The 26860-nt window shown below is 70.9% G+C and carries 29 protein-coding genes and 1 tRNA gene; 21 read left to right on the forward strand and 9 right to left on the reverse strand.

The window, feature by feature from the left end; translation table 11 throughout:
* Positions 1-94 precede the first annotated feature (94 nt).
* Positions 95-1477: an RDD family protein gene (locus tag AC5WS8_RS07540; RefSeq protein WP_496102512.1), complete on the forward strand. Its 1383-nt coding sequence runs from the start codon at positions 95-97 to the stop codon at positions 1475-1477.
* Positions 1478-1531: 54 nt separating this feature from the next.
* The gene (locus AC5WS8_RS07545; protein ID WP_496102513.1) at positions 1532-2251 is read left to right on the forward strand and encodes an RDD family protein; all 720 of its coding nucleotides are present in this window, start codon (positions 1532-1534) and stop codon (positions 2249-2251) included.
* A 100-nt stretch (positions 2252-2351) separates the two neighbouring features.
* On the opposite strand, the gene AC5WS8_RS07550 is transcribed toward AC5WS8_RS07545, so the two are convergent.
* Complete coding sequence (locus tag AC5WS8_RS07550) at positions 2352-2636, reverse strand: hypothetical protein (protein WP_496102514.1); 285 nt, start codon at positions 2634-2636, stop codon at positions 2352-2354.
* 742 nt (positions 2637-3378) lie between these two features.
* Here AC5WS8_RS07550 and AC5WS8_RS07555 point away from each other — a divergent pair.
* Entirely contained in the window at positions 3379-3708 is a 330-nt protein-coding gene (locus AC5WS8_RS07555) for a hypothetical protein (RefSeq protein ID WP_496102515.1), read from the forward strand.
* Between the two features lie 48 nt (positions 3709-3756).
* Here the strand turns inward: AC5WS8_RS07555 and AC5WS8_RS07560 are convergent, their stop codons facing one another.
* Together AC5WS8_RS07560 and AC5WS8_RS07565 are read right to left on the reverse strand one after the other, a co-directional pair.
* Entirely contained in the window at positions 3757-4344 is a 588-nt protein-coding gene (locus AC5WS8_RS07560) for an isochorismatase family protein (RefSeq protein ID WP_496102516.1), read from the reverse strand.
* Between the two features lie 271 nt (positions 4345-4615).
* Positions 4616-5941, reverse strand: a complete 1326-nt coding sequence (locus tag AC5WS8_RS07565; protein WP_496102517.1) for a nicotinate phosphoribosyltransferase — start codon at positions 5939-5941, stop codon at positions 4616-4618.
* A 150-nt stretch (positions 5942-6091) separates the two neighbouring features.
* Here AC5WS8_RS07565 and clpS point away from each other — a divergent pair, with 150 nt between their 5' ends.
* From clpS to AC5WS8_RS07610, 9 genes are all read left to right on the forward strand, one after another.
* Positions 6092-6409 (forward strand): ATP-dependent Clp protease adapter ClpS, encoded by a 318-nt coding sequence (clpS, locus tag AC5WS8_RS07570; protein WP_388994098.1) that lies wholly within the window; start codon positions 6092-6094, stop codon positions 6407-6409.
* Between the two features lie 12 nt (positions 6410-6421).
* Positions 6422-7027 (forward strand): DUF2017 domain-containing protein, encoded by a 606-nt coding sequence (locus tag AC5WS8_RS07575; protein WP_496102518.1) that lies wholly within the window; start codon positions 6422-6424, stop codon positions 7025-7027.
* Positions 7028-7373: 346 nt separating this feature from the next.
* On the forward strand, positions 7374-8798 hold the full coding sequence (locus AC5WS8_RS07580; RefSeq protein WP_496102519.1) for an amino acid permease: 1425 nt from the start codon (positions 7374-7376) through the stop codon (positions 8796-8798).
* Positions 8799-8885: 87 nt separating this feature from the next.
* On the forward strand, positions 8886-9308 hold the full coding sequence (locus AC5WS8_RS07585; protein ID WP_496102520.1) for a M67 family metallopeptidase: 423 nt from the start codon (positions 8886-8888) through the stop codon (positions 9306-9308).
* 131 nt (positions 9309-9439) lie between these two features.
* A complete protein-coding gene (locus AC5WS8_RS07590; RefSeq protein WP_496102521.1) occupies positions 9440-9535 on the forward strand; it encodes a putative leader peptide in 96 nt (31 codons plus the stop codon).
* A gap of 119 nt (positions 9536-9654) precedes the next feature.
* Complete coding sequence (locus AC5WS8_RS07595) at positions 9655-9933, forward strand: MoaD/ThiS family protein (RefSeq protein ID WP_103845066.1); 279 nt, start codon at positions 9655-9657, stop codon at positions 9931-9933.
* A gap of 5 nt (positions 9934-9938) precedes the next feature.
* Positions 9939-10889, forward strand: coding sequence for a PLP-dependent cysteine synthase family protein (locus AC5WS8_RS07600; protein ID WP_496102522.1), 951 nt, complete (start codon positions 9939-9941; stop codon positions 10887-10889).
* Between the two features lie 576 nt (positions 10890-11465).
* Entirely contained in the window at positions 11466-13535 is a 2070-nt protein-coding gene (locus AC5WS8_RS07605) for a putative Ig domain-containing protein (RefSeq protein WP_496102523.1), read from the forward strand.
* Between the two features lie 132 nt (positions 13536-13667).
* Positions 13668-14219 (forward strand): hypothetical protein, encoded by a 552-nt coding sequence (locus AC5WS8_RS07610; protein ID WP_496102524.1) that lies wholly within the window; start codon positions 13668-13670, stop codon positions 14217-14219.
* 26 nt (positions 14220-14245) lie between these two features.
* Here the strand turns inward: AC5WS8_RS07610 and AC5WS8_RS07615 are convergent, their stop codons facing one another.
* Entirely contained in the window at positions 14246-14686 is a 441-nt protein-coding gene (locus tag AC5WS8_RS07615) for a type II toxin-antitoxin system PemK/MazF family toxin (protein ID WP_496102525.1), read from the reverse strand.
* A gap of 238 nt (positions 14687-14924) precedes the next feature.
* Between AC5WS8_RS07615 and AC5WS8_RS07620 the strand changes: the two genes are divergently transcribed.
* Complete coding sequence (locus tag AC5WS8_RS07620) at positions 14925-15677, forward strand: MBL fold metallo-hydrolase (protein ID WP_496102526.1); 753 nt, start codon at positions 14925-14927, stop codon at positions 15675-15677.
* A 214-nt stretch (positions 15678-15891) separates the two neighbouring features.
* Here the strand turns inward: AC5WS8_RS07620 and AC5WS8_RS07625 are convergent, their stop codons facing one another.
* The gene (locus AC5WS8_RS07625) at positions 15892-17145 is read right to left on the reverse strand and encodes a PTS transporter subunit EIIC (RefSeq protein ID WP_496102527.1); all 1254 of its coding nucleotides are present in this window, start codon (positions 17143-17145) and stop codon (positions 15892-15894) included.
* A gap of 289 nt (positions 17146-17434) precedes the next feature.
* Here AC5WS8_RS07625 and AC5WS8_RS07630 point away from each other — a divergent pair, with 289 nt between their 5' ends.
* The 4 genes from AC5WS8_RS07630 (at position 17435) to rdgB (ending at position 19670) form a co-directional block, all read left to right on the forward strand.
* Positions 17435-17668 (forward strand): PTS sugar transporter subunit IIB, encoded by a 234-nt coding sequence (locus tag AC5WS8_RS07630; RefSeq protein WP_043440579.1) that lies wholly within the window; start codon positions 17435-17437, stop codon positions 17666-17668.
* Between the two features lie 106 nt (positions 17669-17774).
* The gene (gene rph / locus AC5WS8_RS07635) at positions 17775-18506 is read left to right on the forward strand and encodes a ribonuclease PH (RefSeq protein ID WP_496102528.1); all 732 of its coding nucleotides are present in this window, start codon (positions 17775-17777) and stop codon (positions 18504-18506) included.
* Between the two features lie 92 nt (positions 18507-18598).
* Positions 18599-19000: a hypothetical protein gene (locus tag AC5WS8_RS07640; protein ID WP_496102529.1), complete on the forward strand. Its 402-nt coding sequence runs from the start codon at positions 18599-18601 to the stop codon at positions 18998-19000.
* A gap of 67 nt (positions 19001-19067) precedes the next feature.
* Positions 19068-19670, forward strand: coding sequence for an RdgB/HAM1 family non-canonical purine NTP pyrophosphatase (gene rdgB, locus AC5WS8_RS07645; protein ID WP_496102530.1), 603 nt, complete (start codon positions 19068-19070; stop codon positions 19668-19670).
* A 75-nt stretch (positions 19671-19745) separates the two neighbouring features.
* Here the strand turns inward: rdgB and AC5WS8_RS07650 are convergent.
* The 3 genes from AC5WS8_RS07650 to AC5WS8_RS07660 all read right to left on the reverse strand — a co-directional run bounded on the left by AC5WS8_RS07650 (position 19746) and on the right by AC5WS8_RS07660 (position 20769).
* Positions 19746-19829 (reverse strand) — tRNA-Leu (locus AC5WS8_RS07650).
* A 216-nt stretch (positions 19830-20045) separates the two neighbouring features.
* Entirely contained in the window at positions 20046-20387 is a 342-nt protein-coding gene (locus AC5WS8_RS07655; protein ID WP_181139332.1) for a GroES family chaperonin, read from the reverse strand.
* Between the two features lie 43 nt (positions 20388-20430).
* The gene (locus AC5WS8_RS07660; RefSeq protein ID WP_496102531.1) at positions 20431-20769 is read right to left on the reverse strand and encodes a DUF3618 domain-containing protein; all 339 of its coding nucleotides are present in this window, start codon (positions 20767-20769) and stop codon (positions 20431-20433) included.
* 191 nt (positions 20770-20960) lie between these two features.
* Between AC5WS8_RS07660 and bcp the strand changes: the two genes are divergently transcribed.
* Positions 20961-21428, forward strand: coding sequence for a thioredoxin-dependent thiol peroxidase (gene bcp, locus AC5WS8_RS07665; protein ID WP_496102532.1), 468 nt, complete (start codon positions 20961-20963; stop codon positions 21426-21428).
* A gap of 71 nt (positions 21429-21499) precedes the next feature.
* Here bcp and AC5WS8_RS07670 read toward each other — a convergent pair whose 3' ends face one another.
* A complete protein-coding gene (locus tag AC5WS8_RS07670) occupies positions 21500-23953 on the reverse strand; it encodes a transglycosylase domain-containing protein (protein ID WP_496102533.1) in 2454 nt (817 codons plus the stop codon).
* Positions 23954-24155: 202 nt separating this feature from the next.
* Between AC5WS8_RS07670 and AC5WS8_RS07675 the strand changes: the two genes are divergently transcribed.
* The 3 genes from AC5WS8_RS07675 (at position 24156) to AC5WS8_RS07685 (ending at position 26850) form a co-directional block, all read left to right on the forward strand.
* The gene (locus tag AC5WS8_RS07675; protein WP_496102534.1) at positions 24156-24956 is read left to right on the forward strand and encodes an ABC transporter permease; all 801 of its coding nucleotides are present in this window, start codon (positions 24156-24158) and stop codon (positions 24954-24956) included.
* Positions 24957-25050: 94 nt separating this feature from the next.
* Positions 25051-25842: an ABC transporter permease gene (locus AC5WS8_RS07680; RefSeq protein WP_496102784.1), complete on the forward strand. Its 792-nt coding sequence runs from the start codon at positions 25051-25053 to the stop codon at positions 25840-25842.
* A gap of 9 nt (positions 25843-25851) precedes the next feature.
* A complete protein-coding gene (locus tag AC5WS8_RS07685) occupies positions 25852-26850 on the forward strand; it encodes an ABC transporter ATP-binding protein (protein WP_496102535.1) in 999 nt (332 codons plus the stop codon).
* Positions 26851-26860 lie beyond the last annotated feature (10 nt).

The raw sequence follows: 26860 nt of genomic DNA on the forward strand, positions 1-26860 counted from the left end.
AGTGGGCCTTGTGGCCGGAGCCGCACAGGCTCGTGCACGGGTCTGATAGATGTGGACCCCCAACGACCCCCCGAGCAGATACGGGACGACGGACATGAGCGCCCCAACCCCGGCACCCGGCGACGACAGGCCCCGCGAAGGCTATTACCCGGACCCGTCCATTCCTGGATATGTCCGGTACTGGAACGGTGTCGCCTGGGTGCCCGGCACCAGCCGCCCGGCGCCCACCGACGGCGAGCCGCTCTCCCCGCCGGCCGGCGCGCGCCCCGCCCAGCCCTCGGTGGAGGAGACCGGGCCGCACTTCTTCGACGAGGACCCGGTCGACGAACCCGGGCAGGGCGCCCCGGCCGAGGGCCGCTCGGAGCCCGCTCCGGCCTGGGGCGCCGACCGCTCCCAGCAGTCCGGCTTCGGCGGCGAGCAGGACCGCCGGGTGTCATGGGGCGCCGCCCAGGCCGCGGACCCCCGGCTGCCGGTTGCCGACTCCGGGGCCGAGGCGTCCTCGGGCTCGCCCGGTGCCACGGCGCTCCGCCGGCCGGCGCCCACCGACGGCACCACCGGCACCGACGAGCCCACCCCTTCCGAGGGGACCATGAAGTTCCGCGCGCTCTCCCCGCGCACGGGGGAGCAGGGCTCGGGCACGGCGGCGGCCGGTGCCGGCGCCGGCCCGGGGCAGCCCGGCACCGGGCGCCCGACGAGCACCCGGGCGGCGGCCCGTCAGGCGCTGGGCCTGGACCCGGACGGCCCGGACCCCGCCCCGAACCCCGCCCCGCCCCCGCCACAGCCGTCCGTCCCGTCGCCCGCGGCGGGGCTGCCCCCACAGCAGCCCGCCGCGCCGGTCGCCACGCCCCTGACCAGCGGTCCCGGCGGCGGCCAGCCCTCCTGGGCGCAGCAGGTCCACCAGCTGGCGAGCCCGGGCCCCGAGGGCGACCGGCCTCTCGCCCCCTGGAAGCCGCCGGTGGAGGACATGTTCCAGGCGGCCGCCCGGGCCCAGGCGGCGGCGCGGCCCGCGGGACTCGGCAAGCGGCTGGCCGCGCGGCTGCTCGACACCCTGGTCCTGGCGGCGGTCACGGGCCTGGCCGCGGTACCGCTGGGCACGAAGGCGATCGACCACGTCAACGCCAAGATCGACGCGGCGAAGCTGTCCGGACAGACCGTCACGGTCTGGCTGCTCGACGGCACGACGTCGGTCTACCTCGCGATCGTGCTCGCCGTGCTGCTGGGCTTCGGGGTCCTCTACGAGGTGCTGCCGAACGCCAGGTGGGGACGCACCCTGGGCAAGAAGGTGTGCGGCCTGGAGGTACGGGACATCGAGGCCCACGAGCCCCCGACCTTCGGCCAGGCCCTGCGTCGCTGGCTGGTCTACAGCGTCCCCGGCGTGCTCGCCGTGGGCGTGGTCGGGGTCCTGTGGTGTCTGTTCGACCGCCCCTGGCGCCAGTGCTGGCACGACAAGGCCGCACGCACGTTCGTCGCCGGCTGACCCGGACGGCCCTGTAGGGATGCGGAGCCGGAGGGTTCGCGGTCGACTCGGGCCATGAGCACCGAACCGCCACCCCCCGGCCGAGGAGACGCCCCGGTGTCCGCCCAGGGCGGCGAGCCGCCCCACGGCCAGCCCCCGCCCGGCGGTGAACCACCCGGCGACGGACCACCGGGCGGCAGCGCCCCCCACGGCGAAGGTGGCGGCCCGTACGGCGGTGGGGGCCCCCACGGCGAAGGTGGCGGCCCGTACGGCGGTGGCGGCGGCCCGTACGGCGGTGGCGGCGGCCCGTACGGCCCCTACGACGGCACGGATCCCCTCGCCGGGATGCCCCCGCTCGCCGACAGCGGCAAGCGCGTCCTGGCGAGGATCATCGACATGGTCCTCGTCGGCATCGTCGTCTGGCTGCTGTCCTGGGCGTTCCACACCCTCGAGTACAACCTCGAGGCCAACAAGGTCGACACCGGCAAGTCCCTGGGCCAGTCCGTGATCGCCGCCGTGCTCTACACGGCCTACGACACCGTCCTGATCAGCAGAACCGGACAGACGTTCGGTAAGAGGCTGCTGAACATGCGCGTGGCCAACCTGGACGACGGCTCGAACCCCTCCCTCAAGGTGTCCCTGATGCGCGCCGCGGTGCTGTGGCTGCCGTTCGCGTTCTGCTGCGCCTGCGTGTGGACCGCGATCTGCGGCGGCTGGAGCTTCTTCGACCGGCCCTACAAGCAGGGGCTGCACGACAAGGCGGCCAGGACGGTGGAGGTCAGCACGGCGGGCTGACCAGGGGCGCGGGGGCGTACGCGCGAACCGGCGGGCCCGCGCATCCAGGACCCGCCGATTTCGAGTGCTCCCTGTGAAGTTGCGCGGATGTGCGCCCGGTTCAGGGGCTTGCAGGCTCGCGGACGGGCTCGGCGGTCGCGGCGGATCCGACCGACGCCGCGGGGCGCCCCGCCGGGGCGTGCTGCCGTGTGGCGGGCGCGGCGGCCGGTGCGGACTTCGGCAGCGGTACCGTCACGGCGACGAGCAGCCCGAGTGCGAGCGCCGCCAAGGCGATCACGGTGATCCCCAGGCGCGAACTCGTCTGCGACAGCAGCAGCATGGCGAGGGTCGAGAAGATCACGGTGCAGGAACCATAGGCGAGCTGTGCGGCGTTCGGACGAGGCATGGCCATTCCTCGGGGTGGGGGACTCCCCCCCGTGCCTCTCGTGATGGGGGAGGATGCGGACAACTGCGGACAATGATGGGGTACTTGGACGTCAACCACGGAATCATGGCAACGACAACGGTGTCGACAAGGCAAACCGCCGCCATTCCGGCGCTCCGCCCAGCGACCCTATTCGCCTCCATGCCCGAGCGGAACGGTTGGTAAGCGTGACCTAACCCACGGTGCCGAAGCACAAGGGGCGCACGGAGTCATGTGTTCCACCAACTGGACACGTGCGCGCGCCGGTTGACAAGAGATTATGCCGTTCGGGTGCGTTCGTTCCGGGACCTCTGCTTCGGGCTGGGCGCCGCCGCCCGCGGACCACGACCTCGGCGGCGTGCGGGCCGGCAACGCGGTATCCGGGTCGGCGACCACACCGTCCGGCCGGAGAACGGCACCCCCGGCGGAGATCAAGTCGTCGAAACGCGTCCCGGTCTCGACGGCCATGCCGGCGCCTGCCGCGACCCGTCGAGCCCGGCCGCGGCGTCAAGATCATCGACACCAGTACCAAGATCAAGATCATCAAGGAGGCCGGGAAGGGGCGCGCGATCTTGCAGCAGGTCGGACCCGCGGTGAAACGGTCCGCGTTTCCGCAGGTCAGAAGCGTATCCGCAGCTGCCCCTTGGCGGGCGGCCGCCGATCGTGTTTAGGTGCGTGCTGTGGCTCTCTTATTGACAACAGGTCTCACGGGGGTGTGATGCGTATGGCCGCAGGAGGTTTCTGCAAGCTGCCGAACGGCAGTGTGGTGGTGGCCCTGAACCTGCCCAGCCCGGGTTCGGGCGCGGGTTCCGTGCGCGTCCTGGTGCACGCCCAGAACCGCGCCCGCGCGCTGACGCGGCTGCGCAACCTGGGCCTGCGCGTGGTCTCCCTGCGCGGCAACGCGGCTCCGCCCTCCCCGGACGAGGTCACGGCGGTCCTGCACCACCCCGACGGCCTGATATGGCGCACGGCCCCGGACAGCGCGGCCCAGGACCTGTCCGTCGAGCTGTGGCACCCGATCGGATCCCTGCTGAGGCGGACGGCCCGGTGGTGACCCGTTGAGGCGCACGGGAGGGCCCGGGGCACCCTCCTGGCGCCCCGGCTATGCCACCACCGGCTTGCCGGACAGCTCCACGCCCGCCTCCCGGAGCTCCTCCAGCGCGCGCTCCGTGGTCTCCTCGGCCACCCCGGCCGTCAGGTCCAGCAGGACCTGCGTGCGGAAGCCCTGGCGCACCGCGTCCAGCGCGGTGGCGCGCACGCAGTGGTCCGTGGCGATCCCCACCACGTCCACCTCGTCGATCTCCCGCTCGCGCAGCCAGTCCCCGAGCGCGACCCCGTTCTCGTCGACCCCCTCGAACCCGCTGTACGCCGCCGAGTACGCCCCCTTCTCGAACACGGCGTCGACCGCGCCGGAGGCGACCGCCGGGGCGAAGTTCGGGTGGAAACCCACCCCCTCCGTGCCCGCCACGCAGTGCGCGGGCCACGAGTGGACGTAGTCGGGGTTGTCGGCGAAGTGGCCGCCGGGGGCGATGTGGTGGTCCCGGGTGGCCACCACGTGGCGGTACCCGGCGGGGGCCTGCCCGATCAGCTCGGTGATCGCGGCGGCCACATCGGCACCGCCGGCCACCGCGAGGCTGCCACCCTCACAGAAGTCGTTCTGCACGTCTACGACGATCAAGGCGCGGCGCATGGTCGGTGTCCTTCGGCTTGGCAGCGGTTCGGGTGTGGAGGGTGCGGGCCCGGCCGTCCGTTGACTACATGACCTACCGAGCCTAGAGACTTCGGGGACCGGGCGGGAGAGGGCATCGGGCGGTCGGCCGGGTGCGCCGGGTGCGTTGCCGTCGCGTTCCCGCCCGTCGGCCGCTCGTGCGCCCTCGCGTGAGAACGCCTCCGCCTCCATGGTCCCCCGGGCGCGTCGACCGCGAGGCGTCGGGCTCCCGGGGTGCGTCGACCGCGAGGCGTCACACGTACTCGGTCGGGATCACCGGCTCACCGCGGGAGAGCTGCGTCGCCGACAGCGGCAGGTTGGCGCGGGCGGTCGCGTGCCGGTCGCGGACGACGTCCAGCGGCTCCCGGGCGATCACCTCGCCCCCCTTGACCAGCTGCACCAGCAGCTGCCGGTCCGCCAGCCCGTCCGGCACCGGACCGGTGCCGACCACCTCGGCCTCGGCCACCCCCTCCTCGTCCAGCCGCCGCGCCGCCCACTTGCGCCCGCCGACGGACGTCTTGCCGCCGATCGACTTCTTCGCCACCGGCACCAGCATCCTCGGGTCGGCCGACTCGGCGCGGGCGACCAGCTTGTAGACCATCGAGCAGGTCGGATGCCCGGAACCGGTCACCAGCTTGGTGCCCACGCCGTACGCGTCCACGGGCGCCGCCGCCAGCGAGGCGATGGCGTACTCGTCCAGGTCCGAGGTGACGATGATCTTCGTGTGGGTGGCGCCGAGCGCGTCCAGCTGCTGCCGCACCCGGTGCGCGACCAGCAGCAGGTCGCCGGAGTCGATGCGCACCGCGCCCAGCTCCGGCCCGGCGACCTCGACGGCCAGCCGGACGGCCTCCGTGACGTCGTAGGTGTCCACGAGCAGCGTGGTGCCCCGGCCCAGCGACTCCACCTGGGCCCGGAAGGCGTCGCGCTCGCTGTCGTGCAGCAGTGTGAAGGCGTGCGCGGACGTCCCGACCGTGGGGATGCCGTACCGGAAGCCCGCCGCCAGGTCCGAGGTGGTGGTGAAGCCGCCGACGTAGGCGGCGCGGGAGGCGGCCACGGCGGCCAGTTCGTGGGTGCGCCGGGCGCCCATCTCGATCAGCGGCCGGTCCCCGGCGGCGGAGGCCATGCGGGAGGCGGCGGCCGCGACGGCCGAGTCGTGGTTGAGGATGGAGAGGATGACGGTCTCCAGGAGCACGCACTCGGCGAAGGAGCCCTCGACCCGCATGATCGGCGACCCGGGGAAGTACACCTCGCCCTCCGGGTAGCCCCAGATGTCGCCGCTGAAGCGATAGCCCGCGAGCCAGTCGAGGGTCTCCGCGTCCACGACCCGGCGCTCGCGCAGGAAGTCGAGGACGCCCGCGTCGAAGCGGAAGTTCTCGACCGCGTCGAGGACACGTCCGGTACCCGCCACCACGCCGTAGCGGCGGCCCTCGGGGAGCCGCCGGGTGAAGACCTCGAAGACGGAGTGCCGCTCGGCGGTGCCCGCCCTCAGGGCGGCCTGCAGCATCGTCAGCTCGTAGTGGTCGGTGAAGAGCGCCGTGGAGGGCACGTCCACCGGCAACCCAAGGTCCGCTACACCCACAAACCTCTCCTCACACACGACTCTTCGGTTGCACGCATCCGTGGTCCCGGTGCCTGCGACGGCCGATCGTACTCCTCATCTCGTCAGTTTGACGATTTGCGGTCCCGGCGGGGGTGTCCGTTTGTGCGACCACCCCCCTCGGGTGGCAGCATGGGGCTTGTGACGTCACCCGCTCCCGTAGAGATCGAACGAACACAGCCGGCGGAGGAAGAGTTCGCCGTACCCGAGCCCGACGTCCCCTGGGTCACGATCGTCCACAACGACCCGGTCAACCTCATGAGCTATGTGACGTACGTCTTCCAGACGTACTTCGGCTATTCCAAGGACAAGGCCACCAAGCTCATGCTCGACGTCCACCACAAGGGCCGGGCGGTCGTCTCCAGCGGTACCCGCGAGGAGATGGAACGCGACGTGCAGGCGATGCACGGCTACGGCTTGTGGGCCACCCTCCAGCAGGACCGGAAGTAGCGACCTCCCTTCATGTCAGGACACTTCGAACCGCTCCCCGGCGGCGGCGCGGCCGTCGCCCTCGACGACGTCGAGATCTCCATCATCCGGTCGCTGGCCGTGCAGCTGCTGGAACTCATCGGGCCCGGCCCCGCCGAGGACGCCCCCGAGGATCCGCTCGCCGAGTTGTTCGCGGAGGGGCCCAGCGAGCCACCCGCCGACCCGGTGCTGCGCCGCCTGTTCCCGGACGCGTACGGCGACCCCGGCGCCGAGCCCGCGTCGCCCGGCGAGGCCGAGGAACTGCGGGCGCACTCCGCCGAGTTCCGCCGCTTCACCGAGAACGACCTGCGCGCCCGCAAACGGGAGAACGCCCTGGCGGTGATCCGCACCCTGGACGCGCTGACCTCGCAGAGCCGGGAGGGCGGGGTGCTGAGGCTGTCGCGCGAGGAGTGCGAGCGGTGGCTCGGTGCCCTGAACGACCTGCGCCTCGCGATCGGCTCCCGACTGGAGGTCGCCGACGAGGACGAAACCGACGAGCTGTACCGGCTGCCCGACGAGGATCCGCGCAAGCCGATGGTGATGGCCTATCTGTGGCTCGGCGGTCTGCAGGAGACGCTGGTCGCCACCCTTATGCCCTGATCGGTACGGGTTTCGTGTTCGCTCAGCGGACGCTCAAATCCGGATAACGATCGGATCACCATTGCGGCCGTATATGGGTCGTTCACGCGCGCTTTGTCCGCTTCTTACTGTGTGCTGCGCCACACGACGTCCGGGTGATCAGCATTGCGGTCGTGATAAATCTTCACGACCGCCCGGCGAACACCACCCATGTTCCGCCGGGTGCGCCACCGAGCCGACGACCGTCGGCCAGGCATGAGCGGAGCCGGGGACGGCCCGCCCGCTCGCTCCATCAATCCGGGGGGATCGAAAACCGGTCCGAGGCCGACGAGAGGCCCGGGTCGGCATGGAGAAAGGCGCACCACACATGACCTCAGTGCAGGTCGGCAAGGAGAACAACCCCGAGGAGGGGTACGAGCGCGGGCTCGGCAGCCGTCAGGTCCAGATGATCGCGATCGGCGGCGCCATCGGCGTCGGCCTGTTCCTGGGCGCGGGGGCGAACATCGCCAAGGCCGGGCCCAGCCTGATCCTCATGTACGCCGTCGCCGGCGTGATCATCTTTTTCATCATGCGGGCGCTCGGCGAGCTGCTTCTGTACCGCCCGGTCTCGGGTTCCTTCGCGGAGTACTCCCGAGAGTTCCTCGGCCCGTTCTTCGGCTACTTCACCGGCTGGACGTACTGGCTGATGTGGGTGGTGACCGGCATGGCCGAACTCACGGCCGCCGCGATCTACGTCCACTACTGGTTCCCGTCGATCCCGCGGTGGGTGACGGCGCTGGTCTTCCTGGTGGTCCTGTTCGTGGCAAACCTGATCTCGGTGAAGCTGTTCGGCGAGATCGAGTTCTGGTTCTCGATGGTCAAGGTCACCGCGCTGATCGGCATGATCGTCATCGGTCTCGGCGTGCTGACCTTCGGATTCAGCGCGGCCGGTGACACCGCCGCGGTCTCCAACCTCTGGCAGTTCGACGGCTTCTTCCCCAAGGGTGTCGGCTCGTCCCTGATGACCCTGCAGGGCGTCATGTTCGCCTACCTCGCCGTCGAGCTGGTCGGGGTCACCGCGGGCGAGTCCGAAGACCCGGAGAAGACCCTCCCCAAGGCGATCAACACCCTGCCCTGGCGCATCGCACTGTTCTACGTCGGCGCCCTCACCGTCATCCTGTGCGTGGTGAAGTGGACCGAGTTCGCGGCGGGCGTCAGCCCCTTCGTGAAGGCCTTCGCGGTCATCGGCATCCCGGCCGGCGCCGGAATCGTCAACTTCGTGGTGCTCACCGCGGCCCTGTCGTCCTGCAACTCGGGCATGTACTCCACCGGCCGCATGCTGCGCACCCTCGCGGACAACGGCGAGGCCCCGAGGGCCTTCAGCAAGCTGTCGGCGTCGAAGACCCCGGCCCTCGGCATCACGGTCTCCGTCGCCTTCATGGGCATCGGCGTGGTCCTCAACTACGTCGTCCCGGAGAAGGCCTTCGGCTACGTCACCTCGGTGGCCACCGCGGCCGGCATCTGGACCTGGCTGATGATCCTGGTCAGCCACGTCCTGTACCGCCGAGCGGTGGACGCGGGCCGGCTGCCCGCCTCCTCCTTCCCGGCGCCCGGCGGCGCGGTGTGCAGCTGGATCGCCATCGCGTTCCTGCTCTTCGTCACCTGCCTGATCGCCTACGACGCCGATTCCCGCATCTGCCTGTACGTGATGGCGGTCTGGGCGGCCGCCCTGGCCGTCGGCTGGGCGGTGCTGAAGGCCCGCAACCCGCAGGTCACCCAGCGCAGCGAGCAGGAGCTGGAGAAGGTCCGCTGAGGCCCCTGACTCACGCGTAGCCCACCATGTGGGCCGTCCCGTACCACCCCTCGGTATGGGACGGCCCCTCTGCTTATGCTGACGGTCATGCTGACCATCACCCAGGCCCTCGTCGACCAGATCGTCGCGCACGCGCGCCAGGACCACCCCGACGAGGCGTGCGGCGTCGTCGCCGGCCCGGCCGGCTCGGACCGCCCCGAGCGTTTCGTCCCGATGCTGAACGCGGCCCGCTCGCCCACGTTCTACGAGTTCGACTCCGGCGACCTGCTCAAGCTGTACCGCGAGCTGGACGACCGCGACGAGGACCCGGTGGTCATCTACCACTCCCACACCGCGACCGAGGCCTACCCCTCCCGCACGGACATCTCCTACGCCAACGAGCCCGGCGCCCACTACGTCCTGGTCTCCACCGCCGACACCGACAGCGCGGGCCCCTTCCAGTTCCGCTCGTTCCGGATCGTGGAGGGCGAGGTCACGGAGGAAGACGTCAAGATCGTGGAGTCGTACTGATCCGGAGGTCGATCCGGCGGCCACCCGGCAGCAGCCCCCGGCCGATCTCCCGTCTCGCGTCTCGGATGGATTCTGTCCGAAGAGCGAGATCACACTCCGGGGGCCGGGCCGGGAATCGTTACGATGAGCGCATGGTTCTGAACGACGTGAGCGACAAGACGCCGGGCGTACTGCTCGTGGCGCGGCTGCACGTCGACCTGTGCAGGCTCGCCAGCGCCATCTGTTGACGCTGCCCCTGCCGCCGTACGGCCGTGAGCCGCGGCGCCCGACCCGCGTACCACCACGCACGCTCTTGCGCCGCCGCGCGCTCTCCGACCCGCCATCCTTCCGACAGGAGCCCGCAACCATGGCCATCGAGGTCCGCATCCCGACCATCCTCCGCCAGTACACCGACGGTCAGAAGGCGGTGGAAGGCACCGGGGAGACCCTCGCCGACCTGTTCGCCGACCTCGAGACCCGCCACCCGGGCATCCAGGCCCGCATCGTGGACGGCGGCGAGCTGCGCCGCTTCGTGAACGTCTACCTGAACGACGAGGACGTCCGCTTCCTCGACGGCATCAACACCAAGGTCGCCGACGGCGACAACGTGACGATCCTGCCGGCCGTCGCCGGTGGTATGGCCTGATCTCCATGCGCTACGACTCCCCGCTGGCCGCGGTGGGCAACACCCCTCTGGTGCGCCTGCCGCGGCTGTCGCCGTCCCCCGACGTCCGGATCTGGGCCAAGCTGGAGGACCGCAACCCGACCGGCTCGATCAAGGACCGCCCCGCGATGCACATGATCGAGCAGGCGGAGAAGGACGGCCGGCTCACCCCCGGCTGCACGATCCTGGAGCCGACCTCGGGCAACACCGGCATCTCCCTCGCCATGGCCGCCAAGCTCAAGGGCTACCGCATGGTGTGCGTGATGCCCGAGAACACCTCGCAGGAGCGCCGCGAGCTGCTCGCCATGTGGGGCGCCGAGATCATCTCCAGCCCGGCGGCGGGCGGCTCCAACACCGCCGTGCGCGTCGCCAAGGAGCTGGCGGCCGAGCACCCGGACTGGGTGATGCTCTACCAGTACGGCAACCCGGACAACGCGGGCGCGCACTACGCGACGACGGGCCCCGAGATCCTCGCCGACCTGCCGTCCGTCACGCACTTCGTGGCCGGACTGGGCACCACCGGCACCCTGATGGGCGTGGGCCGCTTTTTGCGCGAGCACAAGCCGGACGTCCAGATCGTCGCCGCCGAACCGCGCTACGACGACCTGGTGTACGGCCTGCGGAACCTCGACGAGGGTTTCGTGCCGGAGCTGTACGACGCCTCCGTCCTCACCACCCGCTTCTCCGTCGGCTCGGCGGACGCGGTGACCCGGACCCGCGAACTCCTCCAGCAGGAGGGCATCTTCGCGGGTGTCTCCACCGGCGCCGCGCTGCACGCCGCGATCGGTGTCGGGAAGAAGGCCGTCAACGCGGGCGAGAGTGCCGACATCGTCTTCGTCGTGGCCGACGGCGGCTGGAAGTACCTGTCGACCGGCGTCTACACGGCCGCCACGACCGAAGAGGCCATCGAGACGCTCCAGGGCCAGCTCTGGGCCTGAGGGCCGGCTCCGGGTTCGAGGACGATTCCGGGCCCGAGGGTCGATTCCGGGCTTGAGGGTCGAGCCCGGGTCTGAGGTCGAGCCCGGGTCTGAGGTCGAGCCCGGGTCCGAGGTCGAGCCCGGGTCCGAGGTCGATTCCGGGGGTCGACTCCGGGCCTGAGGGCCGGCTCCGGGTTCGAGGTCGAGTCCGGGCCCGAGGGCCGAGTCCGGGCCCGAGGGCCGAGTCCGGGCCCGAGGGCCCGTTCCTGGTCTGCGTCCGAGGGCCGCCTCCCGCCATGAGCGCGCCAACCCCCTCCTATGAGGGGGCTAAGCGTTGCCTACGGCGCGGCAAAGATCTTCCTTCGGGGGAGCCTTTCGCTGTCGGACGGAGCTACGTTCTGGCCGTCCTGTCATGTCACGTTCATCGACATCGCAGGGTGTTCTAGGTGTCATGCCCATGACGTGCGTCCCACCGCCGCTACGCGCGTCACAGGCCTGCCGCCCAGCTGTTGAATCCCCACTTCCGGCTGTGGTTCCGCGTCCGGCCCTCCCCAGGCCCGCGCGGTGCCGGCCTCGATTCGATGGAGGCAACACCCCATGCGTGAGTCACGCCCGAACAAGCGGCGCCGGAGTCTTCGAAGACTCCTGACCGCCGCCGTCCCGGCCCTCACCCTCACCGCCGCCGGGTTCCTGGCGGCCCCGTCCGCGGGCGCGTCCACCGCGCCCGCCGCCACCGCGCACACCACGCGCGTGGCCCAGAACGCCAGGGCGCTCACCGACCCCCAGCGGCAGACCGTCCACGCGACCGGCAAGGCCGGCCAGAAGGTGGCGACCCAGCACCTGTGCGCCACCGCGAAGCCCGGACAGGCGTCCTGCTTCGCCCAGCGCCGCACCGACATCAGGCAGCGCCTGGCCTCCGCCCTCGCGGCCGCCGCGCCCTCCGGCCTGAGCCCGGCCAACCTGCACAGCGCCTACAACCTGCCCTCGACCGGCGGCTCCGGCGAGACCGTCGCCATCGTCGACGCCTACAACGACCCCAACGCCGAGTCGGACCTGGCCACCTACCGCTCGACGTACGGCCTCTCCGCGTGCACCAAGGCCAACGGTTGCTTCAAGCAGGTCAGCCAGACCGGCTCGACCACCTCGCTGCCCACGAACGACTCCGGGTGGGCCGGTGAGGAGGCGCTCGACATCGACATGGTCAGCGCCGTCTGCCCGAACTGCAACATCATCCTCGTCGAGGCCAACTCCGCCAACGACACCGACCTCGGTATAGCCGAGAACGAGGCCGTCTCGCTGGGCGCCAAGTTCGTCTCCAACAGCTGGGGCGGCTCCGAGTCCTCGTCCCAGACCAGCGAGGACACCTCGTACTTCAAGCACCCGGGCGTCGCGATCACCGTCTCCGCGGGCGACTCCGGCTACGGCGCCGAGTACCCGGCGACCTCCCAGTACGTCACCGCCGTCGGCGGCACCGCGCTGACCACCGCCTCCAACTCCCGCGGCTGGAGCGAGAGGGTCTGGAACACCAGCTCCTCCGAGGGCACCGGCTCCGGCTGCTCCGCCTACGACCCCAAGCCGAGCTGGCAGACCGACACCGGCTGCTCCAAGCGCATGGAGGCCGACGTCTCCGCGGTCGCCGACCCGGCCACCGGTGTCGCGGTCTACGACACCTACGGCGGCTCCGGCTGGGGAGTCTTCGGCGGTACCAGCGCCTCCTCCCCGATCGTCGCCGGTGTCTACGCCCTGGCGGGCACCCCGGGCTCGAGCGACTACCCGGCGAAGTACCCCTACTCCCACACCGGCAACCTGAACGACGTCACCAGCGGCAGCAACGGCTCCTGCTCGACCTCGTACTTCTGCACCGCGCGCACCGGCTACGACGGCCCGACCGGCTGGGGCACCCCCAACGGCACCACCGCCTTCGCCTCCGGCAGCAGCACCGGCAACACCGTGTCCGTCACCAACCCGGGCAACCAGTCCACCACGACCGGAAGCTCGGTCAGCCTGCAGATCCAGGCGAGTGACAGCGCGGGTGCCACCCTCACCTACAGCGCCACCGGCCTGCCCACCGGCCTGTCGATCAACAGCTCGAGCGGCCTGATCTCCGGCACCGCCTCCACCGCCGGCACCTACAGCGTGACCGTCACCGCCAAGGACTCGACCGGTGCCTCCGGCTCGGTCTCCTTCACCTGGACGGTCGGCTCCTCCGGCGGCACCTGCAGCTCGGCGCAGCTGCTCGGCAACCCCGGCTTCGAGTCGGGCAACACCACCTGGAGCGCCTCCAGCGGTGTGATCACCAACGACAGCGGTGAGGCGGCGCGCAGTGGCTCCTACTACGCCTGGCTCGACGGGTACGGCTCCTCGCACACCGACACCCTGTCCCAGTCGGTGACCGTTCCGTCCGGCTGCAAGGCCACGCTCACCTTCTACCTGCACATCGACACCGCGGAGACCGGCAGCACCGCGTACGACAAGCTGACGGTGACCGCCGGTTCGACCACCCTGGCGACCTACTCGAACCTCAACGCGACCTCCGGCTACACCCAGAAGTCCTTCGACCTGTCCTCGTTCGCGGGGTCCACGGTCACCCTGAAGTTCAGCGGCGTGGAGGACTCCTCGCTGCAGACCAGCTTCGTCATCGACGACACCGCCCTGACGACGAGCTGACCGCACCCGTGCGCGAAGGGGCCCCGGCCGGGCGTGTGGGCCGGGGCCCGTTTGCGGGCGCGTGGGGATCCTGATGCGCTGGAGAAACGTCACATCGGCACACACGGGCACGAGTAACGAGAGGCGGCCCTCATGCGCCGTACCACCGCTCAGCGGACCACCGCCATCGCCGTCGCGGCAGCGGCGCTCCTCCTCGCGGGCTGCGGCACGCACAGTGGGGGAGGCGCCTTCGGCAGCGGCGCGGTGTCGCCGTCCCCGTCGGTGTCCGGCTCGACCCCGGCTCCGGCGTCCCCGTCCGCTTCCGGGCCGGCCTCCACCTCCGCGCCCTCCTCGGGTGCGCCGTCCCCCACGGCCACCCCCACCGGCTGCGCACCCCACGTCCAGCTCACCGCCGCCGACACCGGCCGCACCGTGTGTCTGACCACCGGCGGACAGCTCCGCCTCACCCTGGACGGCACCAAGGACCGCCCCTGGACCCCCGTCACCGCCACCGGCACGGCGCTGAAGGCCACCAACGCCGGCTTCGTCGTCCAGCCGGGCGACGCCGTGGCCGCCTTCGACGCCGTCGCGCCCGGCACCGCGCAGCTCAAGGCCACCCGCCCGCTGTGCGCGAAGCGCCCCGGCCAGACGTCGTGCCTCGGCATCCAGCAGTGGACCGTCACGGTCACCGTGACCAAGCCGTGAGACCCGCATGAACGCCGTCGACGCGCTCACCCCGCCAGGTACCGCACCTGGTCCCACAGCGCGGGGTCCACCACCCCCACCCGGTGCCGGAAGTCCCACAGCGGCACGTCCCGCAGCTCGTCCGTCTCCAGAAAGCCGGGCCGCCCCTGGACGTCACCGACCGACCCCGGCGGAAGCGGGATCACGCCCGGCCGCTCGTCGTGGTACCGGCTGGTGATCCGGGCGACCGTCGCGCTGTCCCCGCGCACCGTCAGCACCAGGCACGGCCGTTCCTTGCCGCCGGGCCGGTCCCCGTAGGGCACGCTCGCCCACCAGATCTCGGCCGGCCGCGGATGCGCCCGGGCACGCCCCGGTGGGCGTGCGGCCGCGGCACGGTGACGCCGCCCGCGCCCCCATCCGTCCACCAGCGTCGCGACCAGCGCGAGCAGCACCACCGCCGCCAGCGCGAGCCACCACGACGTGTCCATACGGATGACGGTACCGGCGGGTTCGCCCCATTGCCCGCCTTCCGCAACTCAAGTGCGCCGTATTGTGCGCCGCGCGCGCCCTTGTTCCAGCCGAACCGGTGACACCACAGGTGAGTTCCCCCACAACGGCCCCTGGTGGAGGAGCTACCGATCCTTTTGCGCCTTACGCTCGACGGACCGCACGACCCCCGTCACCGTCCCTGCCTTCCGCACGTCCTGCCACGGAGGTTCCAGCTCTATGAAGCTCACCGTCGTCGGCTGCTCGGGGTCGTTTCCGTCCGCGGAATCGGCCTGCTCGAGCTACCTCGTCGAGGCCGACGGCTTCCGGTTGCTGCTCGACATGGGCAACGGCGCCCTGGGCGAGTTGCAGCGCCACTGCGGTCTCTACGACCTTGACGCGATCTTCCTCAGCCACCTGCACGCCGACCACTGCATCGACATGCTCGCCTACTTCGTCGCGCGCTACTACCGCCACGACGGCGGCCGCTGCGCGCCCATCCCGGTCTACGGCCCGGAGGGCACCGAGCAGCGTCTGACGACCGCCTACGGCGACCCCCCGTCGGCCTCCTCCATGAGCGAGGTCTTCGACTTCCACACGGTCAAGCCGGGCACGTTCGAGATCGGCCCCTTCACCGTGCACACGGAACGCGTACGCCACCCGGTGGAGGCGTACGGCATCCGGATCGAGCACGGCGGCAGGTCGCTCACCTACTCGGGCGACACCGGGGTGAGCGAGGCCCTGGACGAACTCGCGCGCGACGCCGACCTGTTCCTGTGCGAGGCCGCGTTCACCCATGGCAAGGAGGACATTCCGAACCTCCACCTCAACGGCCGTGAGGCGGGCGAGAGCGCCACTCGCGCCGGGGCCCGCCGTCTCGTCCTCACGCACATCCCGCCGTGGACGGACCCCCAGGTCAACCTGACCGACGCCCGCGCGGTCTATCCGGGGCCGGTGGAGCTGGCGGCGCCACGGGCGACGTACGAGATCTGACGCGTCCGTCCGCAGACCCCGACGGGCGTCCCCGGGCTCCGAACGCCCCGACGGTGACCGCCGCCTCCCCGGGAGGCAGCGGTCTCTTCGTCTTCCGGGCGAGCAGGAACTGCCCGCCCGGAAAGGGCGGAGTCCCAGGAGTCCCGAATCGCCCCGCACATGTGTGAGGGCCCCGGAACCACTGGTTCCGGGGCCCTGCGGGGGACTGCCGGCGCTAGGCCTTCGTCAGGTCCTCGACCTCCTCCTCGGGCTCGCGGCCCGGGGTGGTGAGGTCGAACTTGAGGATGGCGAACCGGAAGACGAAGTAGTAGATCGCCGCGAACACCAGGCCGATCGGGATGATCAGCCAGGGCTTGGTGGCGAGGTTCCAGTTCAGCAGGTAGTCGATCGCACCGGCCGAGAACGTGAAGCCCGCGTGGACGCCGAGCGCCCAGGTGATCGCCATGGACAGCGCGGTGAGGACCGCGTGGATCCCGTACAGCACCGGGGCGATGAACATGAACGAGAACTCGATCGGCTCGGTGACACCGGTGACGAAGGACGTCAGCGCGACGGAGACCATCAGACCCATCACGGCCTTGCGGCGCTCCGGGCGGGCGGTGTGCGCGATGGCGAGCGCGGCGGCCGGCAGACCGAACATCATGATCGGGAAGAAGCCCGACATGAACTGCCCGGCGGTCGGGTCACCGGCGAAGAAGCGGTTCAGGTCACCGTGCACCATGACGCCCGCGGAGTTCTTGTAGTCGCCGATCTGGAACCAGGACACGGCGTTCACGAACTGGTGCATGCCGACCGGGATCAGCGCGCGGTTGACCAGACCGAACAGACCCGCGCCCACGGCGCCCAGGCCGGTGATCCACTTGCCGATGTCGGAGATGCCGTCACCGATCGGCTTCCAGACCAGGCCGAAGAAGACGCCGAAGACCGTACCGACGAACGCCATGATGATCGGGACGAGCCGGCGGCCGTTGAAGAAGCCGAGCCAGTCCACCAGCTTGGTGCGGTGGAACCGCTGCCACAGCACGGCGGACAGCAGACCCAGGAGGATGCCGCCGAGGACGCCCGGGTTGTTGTACGTCGCCTCGACTATCTTGCCGTTCTCGATGTGCTGCTCGGTCAGCGGGAACGCCTTGAGGACGTTGCTGTAGACGAGGAAGCCGACCAGGGCCGCGAGCGCGGTGGAGCCGTCCGACTTCTTGGCGAAGCCGATCGCGACGCCGACGCAGAACAGCAGGGGCAGGTTGTCGAACACGGCGCCGCCCGCGGTCGCGAAGACGGACGCGACCTTGTGCCAGCCGAGTCCGTCGTCGCCGAACACGTCGGGCTGCCCCAGCCGGAGCAGGATGCCGGCCGCCGGCAGCACGGCGATGGGGAGCTGCAGGCTGCGGCCGACCTTCTGCAGGCCCTGAAACAGACCGGAGCCCCGCTTTTTCGCGGGGGCCGCCGATGTCGCGGTGGCGGTGCTCATACTTCCTCCATGTGCCGGGGAGCTGCCGGGAAACGGGAAAGGGGGAGGTGAACGGGGTGGACAGCCCCCGTGTGGTCTACACCACCTGTGGTGTAGACCTGTTGTAGCACGGTGAAGGCGGGATAAGGAACCCATGAATTCTCCGGCTCCGGAAGGACGAGGGGCAAATGCCGCACTCGTGATAAAGGCCACGTAGATGGGTGCCGTGTTCTCGCCCGGTGCTTTGCGGCCGTTCCCGGGGTGGTGTAGACCAGTTTCGACACAGCGGTTCGGCTCAGGGAGTAGGGACATGGCCAGCAAGGCTGAGAAGATCGTTGCCGGGCTCGGCGGCATCGACAACATCGACGAGATCGAGGGCTGCATCACCCGGCTCCGCACCGAGGTCCACGACGCCTCGCTGGTCGACGAGGCCGCTCTGAAGGCCGCCGGCGCCCACGGCGTCGTCAAGATGGGCACCGCCATCCAGGTCGTCATCGGCACCGACGCCGACCCGATCGCCGCGGAGATCGAAGACATGATGTGAGCCCCGGCTCACGCGGTCCCGCACACCCGTACGCGCACGCGGGTGGCCAGGGGTTTCTCCCGCCGCGGGAGAGGCCCCTGACGCGGATACGGATAGGCTCGGCGCCATGTCTCGAATCGACGGCCGTACCCCCGAACAGCTCCGCCCGGTCACCATCGAGCGCGGCTGGAGCAAGCACGCCGAGGGCTCCGTCCTCGTCTCCTTCGGCGACACCAGGGTCCTCTGCACCGCCTCCGTCACCGAGGGCGTGCCGCGCTGGCGCAAGGGCAGCGGCGAGGGCTGGGTCACCGCGGAGTACGCCATGCTGCCCCGCTCCACCAACACCCGCGGCGACCGCGAGTCGGTCAAGGGCAGGATCGGCGGCCGTACGCACGAGATCAGCCGCCTGATCGGCCGCTCCCTGCGCGCCGTCGTCGACACCAAGTCGCTCGGCGAGAACACCGTCGTCCTCGACTGCGACGTCCTCCAGGCCGACGGCGGCACCCGCACCGCCGCGATCACCGGCGCGTACGTCGCGCTCGCCGACGCGGTCGCCTGGGCACAGCGCAGGAAGCTGGTCAAGGCCACCCGGCAGCCGCTGACCGGCACCGTCTCGGCCGTCTCCGTGGGCATCGTGGCCGGTGTACCGCTCCTCGACCTCTGCTACGAGGAGGACGTCCGCGCCGAGACCGACATGAACGTCGTCTGCACCGGCGACGGCCGCTTCGTCGAGGTCCAGGGCACGGCGGAGGCGGAACCCTTCGCCCGCGCGGAACTGAACGCCCTCCTCGACCTCGCCGTGGCGGGCTGCGAACAGCTCACGGCGATGCAGCGGGCGGCGCTGGAGGCAACCGCGTAGCGCCCGGCGGCGTTTTCAGGAGTGACCCGGGTGGGGCGCACGGACGACACCGTGCGCCCCACTCCGACCACCCACGTGGAGGGAACCGCTCCATGGCCTCGCGCCACCGCCGACGCAACCCCACCGCCGCGTTCGCGGCCGTCGCCGTCCTCGCCGCCGTGGGCGCGAGTGCGGGCTGTGACGCCGTGAACAAGGCCGTCGACTGCGTCCAGACCGCAGACGCGATAGCCGACGGCGTCACCGACCTCCAGCAGGCCGTCGAGAACGCGGCGAACGACCCGGCCCGCACGGACGACGCCCTGAACTCCATCGAGAAGAACCTCGACAAGATCGGCGACAGGACGGACGACGTCGACGTCAACAAGGCGGTCGACGACCTGCACAAGGCGGTCACCGGCGTCCGGGACGCGATCAGGACCGGTGACAAGACCCCCGACGTGGCCCCGGTGACGAACGCGGCGGGCGAACTGACGAAGGTCTGCACGCCCTCCTAGTGCCTGTTCCGGCGGCAGACCGGCAGGCGGGCGCCGCGGTCGCGGACCGCCCACGGATACTGGTCCCATGACCCGCCTGATCCTCGCCACGCGCAACGCCGGAAAGATCACCGAACTCAGGGCGATCCTCGCCGAAGCGGGCCTCCCGCACGACCTCGTCGGCGCGGACGCCTGCCCCGACATCCCCGACGTCAGGGAAACGGGCGTGACGTTCGCCGAGAACGCCCTGCTCAAGGCCCATGCGCTGGCTCGCGCCACGGGCCTGCCTGCGGTGGCGGACGACTCCGGCCTGTGCGTCGACGTCCTGAACGGCGCACCGGGCATCTTCTCCGCCCGCTGGGCGGGCCGCCACGGCGACGACAAGGCCAACCTCGACCTGCTGCTGGCCCAGCTCTCGGACATCGACGACGCCCACCGCGCCGCCCACTTCGCCTGCGCGGCGGCCCTCGCGCTCCCCGACGGCACGGAACGGGTGGTCGAGGGCCGACTGTGCGGCACCCTGCGCCACGAGCCCACCGGCGCGAACGGATTCGGCTACGACCCGATCCTCCAGCCCGAGGGCGAGACGCGCACCTGCGCGGAACTGACCCCCGAGGAGAAGAACGCGATCAGCCACCGGGGCAAGGCGTTCCGGGCACTGGTACCGGCGCTGCGGGAGCTGCTCGGCTGAGGCCGATTGCGTGAAACGCCCGGTCCCTGGAAAGCACCCTGCCCGGACCGGGCCTTTCGTCATGCCATGTCCATGTGCGGCCGGTGGGACTCGAACCCACACGGGATTTCTCCCACGGGCACCTAAAACCCGCGCGTATGCCGATTTCGCCACGACCGCCCCAAAACGGACGTCGCACCTTCGCGTGCCGCTTGGTGCCGTTCAGTGTACGGGTGACGCCGCTCGCCCCGCTGGCCCCCCACCCTTCGGTACCCGCCATATCGCCGTCACGGCACGGCAGTTCGAGCGCCCGGGCGCAGTGGGCCAAGGGGGCCGACAGTGGGCGGCGACGCCGAGGGGCCGGCGACAGGTGTGTCGCCGGCCCCTCGGCCACCTTTACAGGTACAGCCCCGTGGAGTCCTCCGCGCCCTCGAAGCGGTCCGCCGCCACCGCGTGCAGGTCGCGTTCGCGCATCAGGACGTACGCGATCCCGCGCACCTCCACCTCGGCCCGGTCCTCCGGGTCGAACAGGACACGGTCGCCCGGTTCCACGGTCCGTACGTTCTGCCCGACCGCGACGACCTCCGCCCAGGCGAGGCGCCGGCCCACGGCCGCGGTCGCGGGGATGAGGATGCCGCCGCCGGAGCGGCGCTCGCCCTCGCCGGTCTCCTGCCGCACCAGCACGCGGTCGTGCAGCATCCGGATGGGCAACTTGTCGTGGTGGGTCTTCTCGCTCACGCCCTGAACCTACCTGCCTTCGACCGCCTCGCGCGCGCCCGGGTCAGTCCCTGCGCCGCCGGGAGCCCAGCGCGAACAGGCTCACGACACCGACCACGACCAGCGCCACGGGCACGATGCGCTCCAGCCGCGGCGCGCCCTCCTCCGTGACCAGCTGGCCCTTGACCTCGCTGACGACCCGGTTGACGCCCACATAGGCCCGGCCGAACGTGTGGTCGATGTTGGAGACGACCTTGGCCTTGGCGTCCCCGACGATGGTCTTCGGGTGCACCCGGACGCCGATCTCGTCGAGCGTCTCGGCCAGCGTCTCGCGGCGGCGTTTGATGTCCGCCTCGATCTCGGCCGGAGTCCTGGTGTCCGGTGTGCTCGACGTGTCCGTCACCGCGCTTCCTCCGTGGTCGTGTGCGACGTGTCCGGCGCATTTTCCTGATTCTGTGCTCGACAGTCTGTCAGCTCCGCGCCGAAGGGGCTCCCCGGCACCCCCGTGGGGGTCCGGAAGGAGATTAGGCTCCTCGGGTAACCCGAGTAACCCGCGTGATCCACGTGACCCGCCCCTTGCCCCGTGAGGTATCGATGAGCGAGCGACTCCAGCCCGGCGACACCGCCCCCGCCTTCACCCTGCCGGACGCCGACGGCAACGAGGTCTCCCTGGCCGACCACAAGGGCCGCAAGGTCATCGTGTACTTCTACCCGGCGGCGCTCACCCCGGGCTGCACCAAGCAGGCGTGCGACTTCACGGACAACCTCCAGCTGCTGGCGGGAGCAGGCTACGACGTCATCGGCGTCTCCCCGGACACGCCGGAGAAGCTCGGGAAGTTCCGTGAGAAGGAGTCCCTGAAGGTCACCCTGCTCGCGGACCCCGACAAGAAGGTGCTGGAGGCGTACGGCGCCTTCGGCGAGAAGAAGCTGTACGGCAAGACGGTCGTCGGCGTCATCCGCTCCACGGTGATCGTGGACGAGGACGGCAAGGTCGAGCGTGCCCTGTACAACGTGAAGGCGACGGGCCACGTGGCGAAGATCATCAAGGATCTGGGCATCTGACCGTCTCCAGCGGTAACGGCCCGCACCGGAGCGATCCGGTACGGGCCGTTCCCTGCGCCGGGGACCTGGCGCTAAGACCTCCGGCTCGGCGCACTCAGCGCCCCCGCCCCGGTGGTCGTGCCCCCGGTGCCGGTGGTGCCGCCGTCCCCGGTGGTTCCCGTGCCGCTGGTACCGCCGTCTCCCGTGGTGCCTCCGGTCCCGGTGGTGCCGCCGCCCCCGGTGGTGCCTCCGGTCCCGGTGGTGCCGCCGTTGCCGGTCGTGCCTCCCGTGCCGGTGGGCCCGCCGGTGGTCGTGCCGCCGTTGCCCGGGGTGCCGCCCGTCGTCGTGCCGCCCGTGCCGGGGGTGCCGCCCGTCGTCTGGCCCTGGGTCTGGCCCTGGTTCTGGCCCGGCGTGGGGGACTGGCCGCCCGTGGCGCCGCCGTTCGACTGGTCGCCCGTGGTGCCCGGCTGCTGGTCCGACGGCCCGGCGCTCGGGGGCTCCGGCGTCTGGTCCGCGCCCGGCTGGAGCTGCAGGTCGAAGTCCTTCACCGGCTGCCCCTGCAGCGCGTCCTTCGTGAACTGCGCCCAGATCTGCGCGGGCGCGCCGCCACCGTTGACGCGGGCCAGGCCCATCGCGCCGTAGAGCGACTTGTGCTTGCCGGTGTCCGGGTCCTGACCCATCACCGCGACCACGGTGGCCAGCTGCGGGGTGTAGCCCGCGAACCAGGCGGCCTGGTCCTCCTCCGCGGTGCCGGTCTTGCCCGCGGCGGGCCGGTCGGCGCCCTGTGCGGCGGTCGCGGTGCCGTTGTCGACCACGCTCTGCAGGACCGACGTGGTGGTGTCGGCCGCCTCACGGCTGACGGCCTGCTTCACGGACTGCTGCGGCAGCGCGATGTCCTCAGTGCCGTTGGTGATCTTCTCGACCAGTGTGTACGCGCCGTGCCTGCCGTGGTTGGCGAGGGTCGCGTACGCCTGCGTCATGTCCAGGACGCTCGCGGTGGCCGTGCCGAGCGCGATCGACGGGTAGGGCTGCAGGTCGGGCGTGTTCGCGGGCACACCCAGACCGACCGCGGTCTGCTTGACGCCGGACGGGCCGACGTCCACCGCCATCTGCGCGTACACGGCGTTCACGGACTTGTCCGTGGCCTCGCGGACGGTGATCGGGCCGTAGGAGACGTTGTCCTCGTTCTCCGGCGCGTAGGGACCGCCGGACCAGCCCTGCACGGGCCGCTTGTCCGTGCCGTCGTACACCGTGTTCGGGGTGATGGTGACGCCGTCCTGGGTGCGGGAGCCGTTCTCGATGGCGGAGGTCAACACGAACGGCTTGAACGTGGAGCCGACCTGGTAGTCGCGGCGGGTGGCGTTGTTGACGTACTGCTTGGTGTAGTCGATGCCGCCGTACATCGCGAGGACCTTGCCGGTGGCCGGGTCGATGGCGGCGCCGCCCGCGCGGACGTACCGGTCGACCTTGTTGTTCTTCTTGTCGAGCTTGTTCATCACCTGGTCGTCGACGGCCTTGACGAACGCGTCCTGCTTGGACTTCTCCAGCGTGGTGGTGATGCGGTATCCGCCGCGGGCCAGGGTGTCCTCGTCGATGATCTTGTTGCTGGTGAGGTAGTCCTTGATCGCCTCGACCAGGTAGCCGCGCTGCCCGGACATTCCCGAGGCGTGGACCTGCTGGCGGGGCATGGGGAAGGTCACCTTCTGGCGCTCGGCGGCGCTCAGCCAGCCCTTCTTGACCATGCCGTCGAGGACGTAGTTCCAGCGGGCCAGGGCCGCGCCCTTGTTCTCGGGGTGCGCGACGACGTCGTACTCGCTGGGGGCGTTGAGCAGGGCGGCGAGGTAGGCGGCCTGGCCGACGTCGAGGTCCTTGGCGTCGACGCCGTAGTAGGCCTGGGCGGCGGCCTGGATGCCGTAGGCGTTGCGGCCGAAGTAGCTCGTGTTGAGGTAGCCCTCGAGGATCTCGTCCTTGCTCTTCTCGCGGTCCAGCTTGATCGCGATGAAGAACTCCTTCACCTTGCGGGTGACGGTCTGCTGCTGCTCGAGGTAGTAGTTCTTGACGTACTGCTGGGTGATCGTCGAGCCGGACTGCTTGCCCTTGCCGGTGGCCGTGTTCCAGGCCGCCCGGACCATGGCCTGGGGGTCGACGGCGGACTCGGTGTAGAAGTCGCGGTCCTCGGCGGCGAGTGCGGCGTGCTGCGCGGCCCTGGAGATCTGCGCGAGCCTGACGTTCTCCCGGTTGATGGAGCCGTCGCGGGCCAGCTCGCTGCCGTCCGCGTACAGGTAGACGTTGCTCTGCTTGGTCGCCGCCGCGTTGGCCGCCGGGATCTTGACCGTGTAGTAGCCGAGTGCGAACAGTCCGATCAGGAGCAGCAGGCCCGCCAGGAGGGTGCCGAGCACCGTCTTCCAGGTCGGGATCAGCCGGCGCCATCCCGTGCGCCCCGGCCGCCTCGGGCCGTCGCCGGGGACCACCGCGACAGGTGCCGTCGGCGGTTCTCCGGACGCCACGCCCTGGCTGCTCTTCTGCGGCTGTGGCTCGTCGCTCATCGTGGTGCCGGACTCCCGTTTCGCGTCGTACGTTCCCGTACGTCCTCGTACGCCATCTGCATCCCCTGATGAAGACTGTCGCACCTTGCGTTCCAGTTCCCGGCACGAGGGACGGGCCTGCGGGAAAAACGTGTGGTACGCCACTTCGTCCGCGCGCTAGGCTCCTGCGCTTCGCCCGGCACGCGTCGAAGGGAGGGCTCCCGTGGGGGCAGGGCGGTTGTACACCGCTGTCGCCGCCGGTGGTTTCCGGCGGTACGCCACCTACCGGACCGCGACCGCGGCCGGGGTGTTCACCAACACGGTCTTCGGATTGATCTTGGCATACACCTACCTGGCCCTGTGGCACGAACGGCCGCACCTGGGGGGTTACGACGAGGGCCAGGCGCTGACGTACGTGTGGACGGGTCAGGCACTGCTGATGACCGTCTCGGTGATGGGCGGCGGCTTCGAGGACGAGCTGATCGAACGCATCCGCACCGGCGACATCGCGATCGACCTGTACCGCCCCGCCGACCTGCAGCTGTGGTGGCTGGCCGCGGACCTGGGGCGCGCGCTGTTCCATCTGCTCGGCCGGGGCGTGGTGCCGCTGGCGGTGGGCGCGCTGCTGTTCCCGCTCGCGCTGCCCGCGAGCCCGCTGACCTGGCTGGCCTTCCTGGTCGCGGTCGCCTTCGGGGTGGTGGTGAGCTTCGCGATCCGGTTCGTCGTCGCGCTCACCGCGTTCTGGCTGCTGGACGGCGCGGGAGTGGCCAGCATCTCCTGGCTGACGGCGATGTTCTGCTCGGGCATGCTGCTGCCGCTGAACGTCTTTCCCGGGGCGCTCGGCGACATCGTCCGGGTGCTGCCCTGGTCGTCGCTGCTCCAGGCGCCCCTGGACGTGCTGCTCGGCACGGCGGATCCCCTGCCCACGTACGCCTTCCAGGGCGCCTGGGCGGTGGTGCTGCTGGCCGTGGGGCGGCTGGTGCAGTCGGCGGCGACGCGGCGGGTGGTGGTGCAGGGTGGCTGACACCGCGTTCAGGGGCACGGAGCCGCACGGCCCGGTGCGCACGCAGGTCCACGGCCCGGTGCGCACGCAGGTCCACGGCCCGGTGCGCGAGGGAATGCGTGCCTACTTCCTGATCGTCGCCATGTGGATCCGCTCCACCGTGGCCTACCGCGCCTCCTTCCTGATGACGACGTTCGGCAATTTCGCCGGCACCGCGCTCGACTTTGTCGCGATCATGCTGATGTTCTCGCGGGTCGACCGCCTCGGCGGCTACGGCCTGCCCGAGGTGGCCTTCCTGTACGGCCTGTCCACGACCGCCTTCGGCCTCGCCGACCTCGCGATCGGCTCGATGGACCGGCTGGGGCGGCGGGTGCGCGACGGCACGCTGGACACCCTGCTGGTGCGGCCGGCGCCGGTGATCGCGCAGGTCGCCGCGGACCGCTTCGCCCTGCGGCGCCTGGGCCGGGTCACGCAGGGCGCGCTGGTCCTCGGGTACGCCGTCGCCGTGCTGGACGTCTCCTGGACACCGCTGAGGGTGCTGATGGTGCCGCTGGCGCTGCTGAGCGGTGGCGCGATCTTCTGTGCGGTGTTCGTGGCCGGCGGGGCCTTCCAGTTCGTCGCGCAGGACGCCTCCGAGGCGCAGAACGCGTTCACGTACGGCGGCACCACACTGCTGCAGTACCCGCCCACCGTGTTCGCGAAGGATCTGGTGCGCGGGGTGACGTTCGTGCTGCCGCTCGCCTTCGTCAACTGGCTGCCCGCGCTGTACGTGCTGGGCCGGCCCTATCCGCTCGACCTGCCGTCCTGGGTCGCCTTCACACCGCCGCTGGTCGCGGTGGGCTGCTGTGCGCTCGCGGGGCTGGCATGGCGGGCGGGACTGCGTTCGTACCGGAGTACGGGGAGCTGAGAGGGGATCATGAGCAGCGGCTTCATCGAACTCGACCGCGTCGGGAAGGTCTTCGACGTGCGCAAGAGGACCGGGTTCCTGAAGAGCGAGCGGCGGCAGGTGAGGGCCGTGGACTCGATCTCCTTCACCGTGGCACGCGGCGAGATGGTCGGCTACATCGGGCCGAACGGTGCCGGGAAGTCCACCACGATCAAGATGCTGACCGGGATCCTCACCCCGAGCGGCGGCCGGCTGCGGGTCGCCGGCATCGACCCCTCCCGCGAGCGGACCCGGCTGGCGCAGCGCATCGGCGTGGTGTTCGGGCAGCGTACGACCCTGTGGTGGGACCTGCCGCTGGTCGACTCCTACCGGCTGATGCACCGGATGTACCGCATCCCCGACGCCCGTTACCGCGAGAACCTCGACCGACTGGTCGAACTCCTGGAGCTGGGCGCCCTGTTGGACGTGCCGGTACGGCAGCTGTCGCTGGGCCAGCGGATGCGCGGCGACATCGCGGCAGCGCTGCTGCACGACCCGGAGGTGCTGTACCTGGACGAGCCGACGATCGGGCTGGACGTCATCTCCAAGGCGAAGGTGCGGGAGTTCCTGCGGGAGGTGAACGCCGAGCGCGGTACGACGGTGCTGCTGACCACGCACGACCTGCAGGACATCGAGCAGTTGTGCTCCCGGGTGATGGTCATCGACCACGGCCGGCTGATGTACGACGGCCCGCTCGCCGGGCTGCACGAGGTCGGCGACAGCGAACGCACCCTGGTGGTCGACCTGGAGCGGGAGCTGCCGCCGATCCAGGCGCCGCCCGCGCGCGTGGTGCGGGTGGAGGGACCACGGCAGTGGCTCGCGTTCCCGGCGTCGCAGTCGGCGGCGCCGCTGGTGGCGCGGATCGCGGAGGAGTATCCGCTGGTGGACCTCTCGGTGCGGGAACCGGACATCGAGGCGGTGATCGCGAAGATGTACGCGGAGAAGGCGGGGGAGGGCGTGGGCGTGGTCGGGGGCGCCGCGAACTCGTAGGCTGACGCCC

Source organism: Streptomyces sp. PTL18 (assembly GCF_059510295.1).